Raw genomic sequence first — 14436 nt, forward strand, 5'->3', positions numbered from 1 at the left:
CCCTCCTTACTTATTGTTGATAATCTGATAGAATGCTTCAATTTGAGCCTGTTCACTGCTAAGACCTTTTTCTTCCATAGAAGCAATCGCAGACATCATTTCTTTGTAATCGTGAGGAACTATTTTCTTGAACTTTGGAAGATACTCGTCAAAGTTATCAAGAATTTCTTTACCCTTAGTTGAGCCTGTTGCGGCTGTGTGTTCCTCAATGAGGGATTTAAGCTCTATAATATCGTACTTTTCTTTAACTTCGGAGAAGAGTACCATTTCTTTGTTAAGCTTTGTATAAAGATCTCTGTCCTCGTCAAGTACATAAGCTACACCGCCCGACATACCTGCGGCGAAGTTTTTACCTGTTTTACCTATAACTACAACTCTGCCGCCTGTCATATATTCACAGCCGTGGTCGCCTACACCCTCAACAACTGCTACGGCACCGGAGTTTCTTACACAGAAACGCTCACCTGCAACACCGTTGATAAATGCTTTACCGCTTGTAGCACCGTAGAAAGCAACATTACCGATAATGATATTATTTTCAGCCTTAAAGGTTGAACCCTTTGGAGGATATACAATAAGTTTACCGCCTGACAAACCTTTACCAAAGTAGTCGTTGCTGTCGCCGACAAGCTCAAGTGTAAGTCCCTTTGGAATGAAAGCACCAAAACTCTGTCCGCCAGAACCGTTACAGATAATCTTAAATGTATCGTCTTCAAGCTTATCGTCAAATGCTTTCGTAATTTCAGAACCGAGAATTGTACCGAATGAACGGTCTGTGTTCTTAACATCAACAGTAATTGTCTTGCTCTTACCGTTTGCAAGGTTAGACTTAAATTCCTTTAAGAGTACCTTTTCATCGAGAGTTGCGTCAAGCTTAAAGTCATAAAGATTCTTTTTCTTGTATTCAATCTTATTTGAAACAAAGTCAGTGTTGAGAATATTTGAAAGGTCAACTTCGGCAGCCTGTCCCTCAATATTGTCTTTTCTCTTGATAAGGTCAATTCTGCCGACAAGCTCGTCAATAGTTTTTACGCCGAGCTTAGACATATACTCTCTAAGCTCCTGAGCAACAAAACGCATAAAGTTCATTACATATTCAGGCTTACCCATAAATCTCTTTCTGAGTTCAGGGTTCTGGGTAGCCACGCCGAACGGGCAAGTATCAAGATTACATACTCTCATCATAGCACAACCGAGTGTTATGAGCGGAGCGGTAGCAAAGCCGTATTCCTCAGCACCGAGAATTGCGGCAATCGCAACATCTCTGCCGTTCATAAGCTTACCGTCTGTTTCGATAACAACCTTGTTTCTAAGGTCATTCATAATAAGAGTCTGATGAGCCTCGGCAAGACCAAGCTCCCATGGAAGACCAGCATTATAGATTGAACTTCTCGGAGCAGCACCTGTACCGCCGTCATAACCCGAAATAAGGATAACGCCTGCGCCTGCTTTTGCAACACCTGCTGCAACTGTACCTACACCACATTCAGAAACAAGTTTTACGGAAATTCTTGCGTCTGTGTTAGCATTTTTAAGGTCATAAATAAGCTGTGCAAGGTCTTCGATTGAATAAATATCATGATGAGGAGGAGGGGAGATAAGTGATACACCCGGAGTTGAGTGTCTTGTCTTTGCAATCCAAGGATATACCTTTTTGCCCGGAAGATGTCCACCCTCGCCCGGCTTAGCACCCTGTGCCATTTTAATCTGAATTTCGTCGGCAGATGTGAGGTACTTTGAAGTTACACCGAATCTGCCCGACGCAACCTGCTTGATAGCTGAGCAACGGTTGTCGGCTGTGCCCTTTGTGAGAAGTCTTTCAAGGCTTTCGCCGCCCTCACCCGAGTTTGATTTGCCGTGTAATCTGTTCATTGCAATAGCAAGAGCCTCGTGTGCTTCCTGTGAAATTGAACCGTATGACATAGCGCCTGTTTTAAATCTGCGAACAATTGAATCAACGCTTTCAACTTCATCAATCGGAACAGGAGTTTCGGCATAGTTAAAATCGAAAAGTCCTCTGATATTAACAGGGTCCATTTCCTCTGAAATCATATGCGAATATTTCTTATAAAGCTCATAGTCGCCTGTTCTTGTTGACTGCTGGAGCATATAAATTGTCTGCGGGTTGTAGAGGTGTTCTTCCTTACCGCTTCTGAACTTATGACTGCCTCTTGATTCGAGTTCAGGGTTTGTGTTAAGTCCGAGTGGGTCAAATGCGGAAGTATGAAGTCTGTCAACATTCTTTTCGATATCTTTTAATGTGATACCGCCGATTCTGCTGACTGTACCTGTAAAGTAGTTATCAATAACATCCTTGCCGATACCGATTGCCTCGAAAATTTGTGAGCCATGGTATGACTGGATTGTTGAAATACCCATTTTAGATGCAATCTTAACTATGCCATGAAGAATAGCGTCATTGTAGTCATTAACAGCCGCATAGTAATCCTTGTCGAGAAGGTCATCTGCGATAAGCTCGTGGATAGTTTCCTGCGCAAGGTATGGGTTAATAGCACTTGCACCGTAGCCGAGAAGTGTAGCAAAATGATGTACCTCTCGTGGCTCGCCACTTTCAAGAATGATAGCGCATGATGTTCTTTTCTTGGTAACAACTAGGTGCTGGTGAACTGCCGAAACCGCAAGCAATGACGGAATAGCAAGGTGGTTTTCGTCAACGCCACGGTCCGAGAGGATGATGATGTTTGCACCCTCGCTGAAAGCCTTGTCTGTTTCAATGAAAAGTCTGTTGATAGCCTTTTTAAGGCTTGTGTTTTTATAATAAAGAATCGGAACGGTGGCAACCTTAAAGCCGTTGATATGCATATTTTTGATTTTAAGAATATCCGTAGAAGTAAGAATTGGATTATGAATCTTAATTACCTTACAGTTTTCCGGCTTTTCTTCAAGAATATTGCCGTCCTCGCCGATATAAATTGTTGTTGATGTTACAACTTCCTCACGAATTGCGTCAATAGGTGGGTTTGTAACCTGTGCGAAAAGCTGCTTAAAGTAATTGAAAAGCGGCTGCGGCTCTTTTGAAAGTACGGCAAGAGGACTGTCTGTACCCATTGCCGAAATCGGCTCGCTTGCATTTTTAGCCATAGGGAGGATAGATGTCATAACCTCTTCATATGTATAGCCAAATGCTTTCTGGAGGCGTTGTCTTTCGTCATAAGAATGTTCCTCAACCTTTACATTAGGAATCTTGAGGTCTTTAAGACGAACAAGGTTGCTGTCGAGCCATTCGCCGTACGGCTGTTTTGATGCATAATATTCCTTAAGCTCGTCATCGTCGATAAGTTTGCCCTGTACAGTATCTACAAGGAGCATTTTACCGGGACGAAGTCTTTCCTTAGTGACAATCTTTGCGGGGTCAATAGGAAGTGCACCGACTTCTGATGAAAGAATAAGGTTGTTGTCATCTGTAATGTAGTATCTTGACGGACGAAGACCGTTTCTGTCAAGAACCGCACCCATAATATCACCGTCAGAGAAAAGAATTGATGCAGGGCCGTCCCATGGTTCCATCATTGTAGCGTAGTACTGGTAAAAATCTTTCTTTTTCTGAGAAATTGTGTGGTTTCTGTCCCAAGGCTCAGGAATTGTAATCATAACGGCAAGAGGAAGCTCCATACCGCTCATTACTAAAAATTCAAGAGTGTTATCGAGCATTGCGGAGTCCGAACCCTCGGTATTTACAACAGGGATAACCTTGTCGAGGTCGCCTTTGAGGTGCTCCGACTTCATTGTTTCTTCACGGGCAAGCATTTTGTCTGCGTTGCCTCTGATTGTATTGATTTCACCGTTGTGAACAATCATTCTGTTTGGATGCGCTCTCTGCCAGCTTGGGTTTGTATTGGTAGAGAATCTTGAGTGAACCATAGCGATTGCAGATTCATAATCAGGATCCTGCAAGTCTGTAAAGAATCTTCTTAACTCGCCTACAAGGAACATACCTTTATATACAATAGTTCTGCTTGAGAGAGAAACTACATATGTATCCTCGTTACTCTGCTCAAATACTCGTCTTGCAACATAGAGCTTGCGGTCGAAAGGCAATCCTTTTTTAACACCCTTAGGGCGCTTGATAAAGCATTGCATAATATGAGGCATACATTCTACTGCTCGTTTGCCGAGTATATCAGGGTTTGAAGGAACATTTCTCCAGCCGAGAATCTCAAGTCCCTCTTTTTCCGCAATAATTTCAAACATTTTTTTAGCCTGATTTCTTGCAAGCTCGTTTTGAGGGAAGAAGAACATACCTACAGCATAATCTCTCTCCGCAAGAAGCTTGATTCCGAGATCTCTCTGGGCTACTTTTTTGAAAAACTTGTGTGAAATCTGGAGCAAAATACCTACGCCGTCACCTGTTTTTCCTTCGGCGTCTTTACCTGCTCTGTGCTCAAGGGTTTCTACTATAGTAAGAGCATTTGCAACAGTATCGTGAGTTTTGATACCGTTAATGTTTACAACCGCACCTATACCGCAGTTGTCGTGCTCAAACTGAGGAGAGTAAAGTCCCTTAAAGTCTTGTCTGTTTGAGATTTGTTCCAATTTAATTCACCCTTTCCCGCTCAATTCTTCAACATTTGTTCTACACAGCATACTATATAATATAGTATAGTAAATGGAGTACGATAAATGGATTGAGCTGTTAAATACATTTTATATTTTTGCTAAAACATATTAATTATATGTAAAATGTATGCTTTGAAATATTCTGTCGCAAAACAGCACATTTGCAATAACTTTATTATATAGCCTGTTACTATAGTTGTCAATAGAAAAATGCAACTTTTTTATAACAAACTTTCATATTTTGCAAGAAACCCGACGAAAAATCAATAAACTAATGTTTAAAAGTAAAATAAGTGCAGGAAAATTACTTAAACTTGCAAAAGCTGAGATATTTTTTGAAAAAATTTTAAAAAAGCTATTGACAAATAACGCAAAAGGGTTTATACTACAGTCAATGACAAACAGCAAGGGCGCTGTGAGCCGAAAGGTTCGCAGTGCCTTTTTGTTTTCTAAAAAATGATTTCATTAAAAACGGATAGGAGAGATTAAAATGGCAAAAGTTCCTGAATTATTTGGCAGTATGGTATTTAACGATCAAATGATGCTTGAGCGTCTTCCTAAGGCTACTTACAAGGCACTTAAGAAAACAATCCAGAATGGTGAGCCTCTCGACGAGAGCGTAGCTAATGTAGTTGCAAGCGCAATGAAAGATTGGGCTATCGAAAAGGGCTGCACACACTATACACACTGGTTCCAGCCAATGACAGGTATCACAGCAGAAAAGCATGACAGCTTTATCACACCGAACGGTGACGGTCAGGTTATCATGGAGTTTTCAGGTAAAGAGCTTGTAAAGGGCGAGCCTGATGCATCTTCTTTCCCAAGCGGCGGTATTCGTGCTACTTTTGAGGCAAGAGGTTATACAACTTGGGACCCGACTTCATATGCTTTTGCTAAGGACGGTACACTTTACATTCCAACAGCATTCTGTTCATACACAGGTGAGGTCCTCGATAAGAAAACACCTCTTCTTCGTTCAATGGAGAGAATCAGCACAGAGGCTTGCAAAGTTCTTAATCTTCTCGGCAAAACAGATGTTACGAGAGTTACAACAACAGTAGGTCCTGAGCAGGAATACTTCCTTATAGATAAAGATGTTTATGACCAGAGAAAAGACCTTATCTACACAGGCAGAACACTCTTTGGTGCAAAAGCTCCTAAAGGACAGGAACTTGACGACCATTACTTCGGCGCAATCAAGACAAGAGTTGCAGCTTTCATGGCTGACCTTGATAATGAGCTTTGGAAACTCGGTATTCTTGCTAAGACAAAGCACAACGAGGTTGCTCCTTCTCAGCACGAGCTTGCTCCTATTTTTACAACTACAAATATCGCAACCGACCACAACGAACTTACAATGGAAGTTATGAAGAAGATTGCTGAAAAGCACGGTCTTGTTTGCCTCCTTCACGAAAAGCCTTTTGCAGGTGTAAACGGTTCAGGTAAACACAACAACTGGTCAATTTCTACTAATACAGGTGAAAATCTCCTTGATCCGGGTAAAACACCTGAAAACAATATTCAGTTCCAGCTCTTCCTTGCAGCTATCGTAAAGGCTGTACACGAGTATCAGGATCTTTTAAGAATCTCTGTTGCATCGGCAGGTAACGACCATCGTCTTGGCGCTAACGAAGCACCGCCTGCAATCATTTCAATGTATCTCGGTGATGACCTCGGCGCATTGGTTGAATCAATCATCAACGGTACAGAGTATATAAGCAAGGGCAAGGTTAAGATGTCAACAGGTGTTGATGTTCTTCCTGACTTCAAGAAAGACACATCAGACCGTAACAGAACATCACCGTTTGCTTTCACAGGTAACAAGTTTGAGTTCAGAGCACTCGGTTCGGCTCTCAACATTGCTTGTCCTAACATAATGCTTAACACAATGGTTGCCGAGGAACTTTCAGAGTTCTATGATGAGTTGAAAGACGCATCCGATCTTGACGCAGCGGTTAAGGCTCTTATTAAAAAGACATTTACAGAGCATCAGGCAATTATCTTCAACGGCAACAACTATGCACCTGAATGGGTTGAAGAGGCAGAGAAGAGAGGTCTTCTTAACCTTAAATCACTTCCTGATGCAGTTGAGCATTACATTGATCAGAAGAATATTGACCTCTTTACAAAGAACAAGATTTATTCTGTAGATGAAATTCATGCAAGATATGAGATTGAGCTTGAAAACTATGCTAAGATTATCAATATCGAAGCACTTACAATGATTGATATGGCTAAAAAAGATATGATTCCTGCCGTTACTTCATATGTAAGAGAGCTTACAGATACAGCGCTTGCTAAGAAAGCTCTTTCAGACGCAATCCCAACATCAGTTGAGGAAGACCTCATTACAAGTCTTTCAAACAAACTTGTTTGCTTCAGCAAAAAGACAGCAGAGCTTGAGAACGCTGTTATCGGCGCAAGCGAATATGAGGGCGATGTTCTTGCTTATGCTAAGTATTACAGAGAGAGCGTATTCTCGGTAATGACTGAACTTCGTGCAATCGGCGACGCTATGGAAACAGAAACAGCCGCTGATTACTGGCCATATCCTTCATACGGCGAAATGCTTTACGGTGTATGATCGATTGACTGATTTTTAAATTTTAAATTTGGTGACACAATGGCGTGTAACGAACAGACAAAAACTGTTTGGTACACGCCATTTTTGTTATTTAAAAAAAGGGGAGATCTATATGGCAGAAATGATTTTTGGCAGTACAGGCGTATGGTATATGATAGGCGCCTTGCTCGTATTCTTTATGCAATGTGGTTTTGCGATGGTAGAAACCGGTTTTACAAGAGCGAAAAACGCCGGTAATATCATTATGAAAAACCTGATGGACTTCTGTATCGGTACAGTAGTATTCAGTTTGCTTGGTTTTGGACTTATGATGTCGGAAAACTATATTGCAGGTTTCATCGGCGTTCCTAATCTTACAATGTTTACAGATTGGGCAAGCTTTGATTGGAACTCATTTGTATTCCAGCTTGTATTCTGTGCTACAGCCGCAACAATTGTTTCCGGTTCTATGGCAGAGCGTACAAAGTTCTCTGCATACTGTGTTTACAGTGCAGTAATTTCATTGGTTGTTTATCCTATCGAGGCAGGTTGGGTATGGAACGGTCAGGGTTGGCTTGCACAGCTCGGTTGTATTGACTTTGCAGGTTCAATCGTAATTCATATGGTTGGCGGTATCTCTGCTCTTGTAGGCGCAATCATCCTCGGACCTCGTATCGGTAAGTATGGCAAAAACGGTAAGGTAAACGCTATCCCGGGTCACAGCATCACACTCGGTGCTTTAGGTGTATTCATTCTTTGGTTTGCTTGGTACGGCTTTAACGGTGCTGCTGCAGAAGACGGTTCAAGACTCGGTCAGATCCTTCTTACAACAACAATCGCTCCGGCTGTTGCTACAGTAACATGTATGCTCTTTACTTGGATTAAGAACGGTAAGCCTGATGTTTCAATGTGTCTTAACGCTTCACTTGCAGGTCTTGTTGCAGTAACAGCAGGTTGTGCAGATGTTGATGCTATCGGTTCTGCAATCATCGGTATTGTTTCAGGTATCCTTGTAGTAGTTGCAGTAGAATTTGTTGATATTAAACTCAAGATAGATGACCCGGTTGGTGCATTCTCAGTACATGGCGTAAACGGTATGTGGGGCGGTCTTGCAGTAGGTCTTTTTGCAACAGGCAACGGTCAGGACGGTATCACAGGTCTTTTCTACGGCGGCGGTTTTGCACAGCTCGGTAAGCAGGCTCTTGGTATCCTTTGCGTAGCATCTTGGACAATCGTTTGTATGATTATCGTATTTACAATCATCAAAAAGACAATCGGTCTTCGTGTAACTAAGGAAGAAGAAATGAAGGGTCTTGATATTTGCGAGCACGGTCTTGTAAGCGCATATGCAGACTTTATGCCAATCGGTGTTGGTACAGCTTCACTTGACGAAACATTTGATGTTGAGGGCAATGTTCCTGTAACTAAGGCAGTTCCTGTTCAGCTTGCAGGCAAGTATGATATGGCTACCGACGGTACAAAGATTACTAAGATTGATATTCTCCTTAAGCAGTCAAAACTTGAGGCACTCAAGGAAGAAATGGATAAACTCGGTATTACAGGTATGACAGTATCACAGGTACTCGGTTGCGGCGCTCAAAAGGGTAAGGCAGAGTATTACCGTGGTGTTGCTATTGAAAGTAATCTCCTTCCTAAGATGAAGGTAGAAATCGTAGTTTGCAAAGTTCCTGTAAAGGCTGTTGTAGATGCCGCTGTAAAGGCACTCTATACAGGTCATATCGGTGACGGCAAGATCTTCATTTATGATGTTGAAGATGTTGTAAAAGTAAGAACCGGTGAAACTGGTTACGATGCAATGCAGGATATTGAGTAATCCTATTAAAATTACCTATCCTTTTTAATTCACATAAACCGAGAGGGTCGACACGAGAAATTGTGTCGGCCCTTTTGGCATAACGCACATCAAAACAGCACCGCTTTTTTGAGTTGTCCCCAAAAAGTCAGACTAAGAATCTAACGGTTTGGAGGTCACATCACTTTGTCGGTGCTGTAGTTTTATGTTTATAGATTTATAATATATCTCCGCCGATGGATTTTGAAAAGGCTTTATAAATGTCTTTTTCATTGTTTTCGCATAATATCCATAGCTTAATATAAGCAGAAATCGGAGTGACAGTAGGGAGTACCTGAATGCCTAATTTTGAATAAAGTTCTTTGCTTTCGTAAAAAAATCCTGTCTCACTGCCTGTTAAAAATACAGGAATGTTAAATTGTATGGCTGTATTGCAGAATTTCTCCAAATCTTTGCTTGCGGTATTTACAGTTCCCGAATGATAGCTTTCCATCAATACGGCTTTAATATTTTTATTAAGCTGCGGATAAGCCATTCCCACATACGGTGTAATTTTAAGTACAGGGGAAGTTGACTTGAAAACAGGCATATTCTCAAATTTTATTTCATCTTGCTTTTCTGTATAATTGATATTTTTAATAAAATTGCCGTTAATGATTTCACCGTAGTAAATATTATTAACGCTTTCGATTTTATCCGAATAAGCAAGGTGTTTTTGCAGGCGAGAGGCACGGTGAATGTTTGTATGCTCGCCGTTATTTTTGTATGCGACAAATACGCCTTTATTATTGCCTGATTTAATGAAATCCACGGCAGCGGAAAAATTCTCGAGTCCGTTTGATTTTTTGCTCTCGAGCGGATAATTTGCAGACACAAGCACAATAGGAGTATTACACAAGCCGAACATATAAGAAAGCACAGCGGAAGTGTATTGCAGTGTATCTGTACCATGGGTAACAATGATGCCGTCATAATTATTTATATTTTCTTTGACGGAATTATAAAGTAAATTAAAATACTCGCCGTTTAAGTTTTCGCTAAGTACCGTGTAAGGAGAGATCGCATCGAATTCAGCATAACCTCCGTTTTGTTTGTACATTTCGATTAACTTGTAACGGGTACTTGAATCGGGAGAAATTACACCGTCATTGTAGCAGCTGCCTATAGTTCCGCCTGTAAAAACAACTAAAATTTTCATACAGCACCTCCGATTATTTCTTTTTATATTGTACCATATTTATTCGGAAAAATCAGCCTTTGCTGAAAACAGACTTTTACTTAGCTTTCTTTCCTGTGAAGAGTAAATTCCAGATTTGCCCGACGCTATAAAACTTATCAGACTTGCAAATACAAAATAAGGCGCGGCTTCGGCGCCGAAAAGCTCAATACCGAGCATAATTGTGGTAATCGGTGTGTTTGCGGCAGAACCGAACACGCAGATTAAGCCAATTGCCGCAAGAAAACTCGGTTCAATGCCGAATAAATTTGCATACCAGCCGCCGAATGACGCCCCTATGTCAAACAACGGAGTTACTTCACCGCCTTGAAATCCTGCTCCGAGTGTGAACGCTGTCAAAATGAATTTTACGGGCATATCGTACCAATTTGCATTGCCCTCGAATGCGGTTGTTTGCTGCCAAGTGCTAAGTCCTTCATATTTGTTGAGATTTAATAAAATGATTAGCAATGTGACAACAACAGAGCCTGCCAATGCAGAGAGAACGGTATTTTTAAAAATTTTTGCGTATAATAATTTTAAATATTTGACCGCAAGAGCAAATAATTTTCCGAGAAGTCCGAAAAATACAGATGCGGAAACAAATATCAATATAAGTTTAAAATCAAAGTTAGGAATGCTTGCGATAGTATGGACTTCGTGTGTTGCGCCGAGCAAAAGCGTAACAGCATTTGCCAGATAAGATGATAAAAAGCATGGAATAACAGCGCTTGCGGAAAGCTGACCTATGCAGCAAACTTCCATACCGAAGAATGCACCTGCAAGCGGAGTGCCGAATACGGAGCCGAATGCCGAACTTAATCCGCTTAAAATGATAGTTTTTCTGTCCTCTTTTTTAAATCCGAACTTGTCGGCAACATTGCTTGTAAGAGCGCCGCCGATTTGAACGGCAGTGCCCTCTCTGCCTGCCGAGCCGCCCGAAAAGTGTGTCAGCAGTGTAAAGAAGAATGTAAGAACTGCAAGCCTTTTAGGTACTTTTACACCCTCGTTTGCACTCTGAATTATAAGATTGTTGCCTTTTGAGGACTCACCGCCGTATTTCTTATATACAAAAGCGGTAAGTATACCCGAAAGTGGCAAAAACCATATGCAATAAGGAAAAGACTCCCTGAATACGGACGATAATCCGAGCATTTTTAAAAACGCGAAAGAAATTACGCCCATAACAACGGCACAGCAAAGAGATGCCGTCAATACCTTGAAATCAACAAACTTTCTTTTCATAATTCACCTCAAAATTTTGTAATAAAAATGGCATAAAAAAAGCCAATGCCCCTGTATAAAACAGAAGTCATCAGCAAAAGCGGTTTCGGAAAAATCCGTGGGAGAACCTCATTCCCATACATATATTATGCATTTATGGATATAGTATATACTGTACCGACAAAAAATGCAAGAGCAAAAAATAAATTTAAAAAATTTAAAAATAGGTGTTGACAAATAGAGAAAGATGTTGTATTATAATTATGCAAAAGGTTAGTGACAACTAACTTAAAGCAAGAATCTTTCCATTATTGTAATTGTGCCTCTATAATTACAGAAATAAATGTAAATCAACGCCTGTAAGGGCGTTAATTATGAAATAATAGTTAGTTAAAGCTAACTAAAAGGAGTATTATGTCTGAAGAAATTTTAGTCCGCCACTGCTCACCGACATTGGCGAATATAAAAACAGGAAATTTGGTTAATTGCCGAATTGACAGCATATATAGGCTGAAAAAAGATATTATCTCCCTAAACTCTGTTCTCAACGCAAAAGGTGTGTCAATCCGTGTACTGTACTGTTCGTCCGAAAGAGCGTTGATTTATGTTTATCGTCCGGAAAAATTAAACGCAGATATGCAAAACGGCAAAAACAAAAAGTTTTTAAATTCAATAGGGTATAGAGGAACTACCAATGATGAGCTTATAAACGAGCTTTCGGCAAGAGTTTATTCTTGCGGCGGATTTCCTCACGAGATAGGATTGTTTTTAGGCTATCCGATTGACGATGTAATAAGTTTTATTGAAAATAAAGGAAAAAACTTTAAATGCTGCGGATGTTGGAAAGTATATCACGATGAAGATAATGCTAAAAAGACATTTGAAAAGTACAAAAAATGTACTAATATATACTGCAAAAAATATTTGCAGGGTTCGTCGCTTAAACGACTTACCGTATAAATTTACAAAGGAGTAATTAATTTATGAGTAAAATAGCAGTAGTGTTCTGGAGTGGAACAGGCAACACAGAGGCAATGGCTGACGCTGTTGCAGAGGGCGCAAAAGGCGCAGGCGCAGAGGTTTCTGTATTTAATGTAACAGATTTTTCTGCAGATAAAGTAGACGGATTTGACGCAATTGCATTTGGTTGCCCGGCAATGGGTGCCGAAACACTCGAGGACAGCGAGTTTGAGCCTGTTTTCAATGAATGTGAACCAAAGCTCAACGGTAAGAAAATTGCCCTCTTCGGCTCATACGGCTGGGGTGACGGCGAATGGATGAGAACATGGGAGGAAACCTGTAATTCGGCAGGCGCAGTTCTCACAGCAGAAAGTGTTATCTGCAATGATGCTCCCGATGACGAAGCCACGGCAAACTGTAATGCACTCGGTGCAGCACTTGCAGGCTGATAAATTAACCAATCCCTTATACATTTCATATTTTTTCTTAAAGACTGCCGCTTGTAATGAGCGGCAGTTTTTAATTGTAAAAAGTTTATTTAATAGGGTAATTAGGGTTTAACAGAATACTTCGTCAGTCAATTATAAAAGTTTGGTCAACCTTTTCAAAGGTTGTGGGTGTGGGCAAAGCCCACAAATACTTTCCGTTTATGCAATCTAACGATAGCTGAACAGCCACACTGTTTGTGCCCGATAAATTGTAATATCGGAAGATATTATGGGTTTTGTTTAAACCTGCAAGTCTTTAAAAAGCCTTGACCTAAATTTTTTATTATTTCACTTAACTCGTGTGATAAACCATAATTTCATATAATAAGGGTTGTCACACAAGCCTGTGGCAACCCTTATATTTTATTCTTCCATTTGTTTTCCTAAAAAAGCGGCCGCTGAATGAGCAAGTTTAACCTCTGTTTCAGTAGGAACTTTATTATCTTCGCCCATCAGCATTACAACTGCACCCGTAACATCGCCTGCGGCAATAATAGGGTATATGACTGCCGCTCTGTGTTCCACACCTTCAACCGGTTGAATATCACCGACCGTAGCCTGTGTTGCAGTATAACTTTTACGGCTTTCCATATAATTTTCAAGAACAGGTGAAACCCGTCGTTCAAGTAATTCTCTTTTAGATACTCCCGATGCGGCAATAACATGGTCTTTGTCGCAAATAATAACGGGTAAACCGCTTACTCTTGAGAGAACTTCCGCATATTGTGAGGCAAATGCCGATAATTCTCCTACAGGTGAATATTTTTTAAATATAACTTCGCCGTCGGTAGCAGTATATATCTCAAGCGGGTCGCCCTCACGAATACGCAGGGTGCGACGAATTTCTTTTGGTATAACAACACGACCGAGGTCGTCAATTCTTCTGACAATACCTGTTGCCTTCATATCAAAACTCCCCTGAATTTGTAATATTTGCAAAATATTGCATTAATATTGTTTGACTTGTAATCTCTTTTATTCCGCTTTTTTACAAAATAAAGCCGTTTTGATTTTGTTAATTTATGGGAAAATAAAAGTGTAGAATTTTTATTGCTACACCTGAGCTTGTAAAATAAAGTGTGTAAGTTAGAAAAATAACTAGCACACTTTTTGCAATTGGGAAAAAGTGTGCTACAATGAAAGAAAGGAAAAAGGAATGAACGAAATGGCAAAAAAGAGAGAAAGCACACCGGGCGAGAACCTCGCAAAGCAAATTATTGAACAGTACAATCCAAAAAGCGTAGCCGATATCTCAGATGACACCGACAAGCTCGAAGACTTCAACAACAACATCAAGGTCGCTAAACGAATCGGCTACGGTTACCTTGATTCGCTATCTTTCTATTCCTTCTGTCCGTTCACCATTCCACCAAAAATCTTGATGAGGGATTATTAATTAATTCGGAAAATGATAATAAAGCGGTTTCGGTTGAATGGGACGGAAAGAACATAGTATTGTAAAATTAAATATGATTTTGGCTTTTGACAATAAAACCTAAAAGGGTATATCGGATATGTATTGTATGAGTGACGATTATTTGGTGCAGGAACTTATTGATGAACAAAAATCAAATAAAATAAATCAATAAGTAAT

The 14436-nt window shown here is 40.4% G+C and carries 10 protein-coding genes and 1 riboswitch; of the genes, 6 read left to right on the top strand and 4 right to left on the bottom strand.

The features are described 5' to 3' along the window. Window positions 1-6: 6 nt before the first annotated feature. Complete coding sequence (gene gltB, locus KGF34_RS00590) at window positions 7-4545, bottom strand: glutamate synthase large subunit (protein ID WP_354667452.1); 4539 nt, start codon at window positions 4543-4545, stop codon at window positions 7-9. A gap of 229 nt (window positions 4546-4774) precedes the next feature. Here gltB and KGF34_RS00595 point away from each other — a divergent pair, with 229 nt between their 5' ends. From KGF34_RS00595 to KGF34_RS00605, 3 genes are all read left to right on the top strand, one after another. Then, a complete protein-coding gene (locus tag KGF34_RS00595) occupies window positions 4775-5038 on the top strand; it encodes a hypothetical protein (RefSeq protein WP_252559481.1) in 264 nt (87 codons plus the stop codon). Window positions 5039-5068: 30 nt separating this feature from the next. Continuing rightward, on the top strand, window positions 5069-7162 hold the full coding sequence (locus KGF34_RS00600) for a glutamine synthetase III (RefSeq protein ID WP_022233938.1): 2094 nt from the start codon (window positions 5069-5071) through the stop codon (window positions 7160-7162). A 112-nt stretch (window positions 7163-7274) separates the two neighbouring features. Continuing rightward, window positions 7275-8975 (top strand): ammonium transporter, encoded by a 1701-nt coding sequence (locus KGF34_RS00605; protein WP_022233937.1) that lies wholly within the window; start codon window positions 7275-7277, stop codon window positions 8973-8975. A 196-nt stretch (window positions 8976-9171) separates the two neighbouring features. Here the strand turns inward: KGF34_RS00605 and KGF34_RS00610 are convergent, their stop codons facing one another. Together KGF34_RS00610 and KGF34_RS00615 are read right to left on the bottom strand one after the other, a co-directional pair. Next, entirely contained in the window at window positions 9172-10152 is a 981-nt protein-coding gene (locus KGF34_RS00610) for an asparaginase domain-containing protein (protein WP_252559483.1), read from the bottom strand. Between the two features lie 39 nt (window positions 10153-10191). Beyond that, window positions 10192-11415 (bottom strand): chloride channel protein, encoded by a 1224-nt coding sequence (locus tag KGF34_RS00615; RefSeq protein WP_252559485.1) that lies wholly within the window; start codon window positions 11413-11415, stop codon window positions 10192-10194. A 54-nt stretch (window positions 11416-11469) separates the two neighbouring features. Further along, window positions 11470-11540: riboswitch (Fluoride riboswitch) on the bottom strand. A 268-nt stretch (window positions 11541-11808) separates the two neighbouring features. On the opposite strand from KGF34_RS00615, the gene KGF34_RS00620 reads away from it, so the two are divergent. Then, window positions 11809-12354: a DUF3793 family protein gene (locus KGF34_RS00620; protein WP_252559487.1), complete on the top strand. Its 546-nt coding sequence runs from the start codon at window positions 11809-11811 to the stop codon at window positions 12352-12354. 23 nt (window positions 12355-12377) lie between these two features. Then, entirely contained in the window at window positions 12378-12803 is a 426-nt protein-coding gene (locus KGF34_RS00625; RefSeq protein WP_252559489.1) for a flavodoxin, read from the top strand. A gap of 402 nt (window positions 12804-13205) precedes the next feature. On the opposite strand, the gene KGF34_RS00630 is transcribed toward KGF34_RS00625, so the two are convergent. Further along, window positions 13206-13748: a stage V sporulation T C-terminal domain-containing protein gene (locus tag KGF34_RS00630; RefSeq protein ID WP_186935064.1), complete on the bottom strand. Its 543-nt coding sequence runs from the start codon at window positions 13746-13748 to the stop codon at window positions 13206-13208. 220 nt (window positions 13749-13968) lie between these two features. On the opposite strand from KGF34_RS00630, the gene KGF34_RS00635 reads away from it, so the two are divergent. Then, window positions 13969-14238 (top strand): transposase, encoded by a 270-nt coding sequence (locus KGF34_RS00635; RefSeq protein WP_252559496.1) that lies wholly within the window; start codon window positions 13969-13971, stop codon window positions 14236-14238. The last annotated feature ends 198 nt before the right edge of the window (window positions 14239-14436 follow it).

The sequence above is a fragment of the Ruminococcus sp. FMBCY1 genome (assembly GCF_023921805.1).
GTDB classification, from domain to species: domain Bacteria; phylum Bacillota; class Clostridia; order Oscillospirales; family Acutalibacteraceae; genus Ruminococcoides; species Ruminococcoides intestinale_A.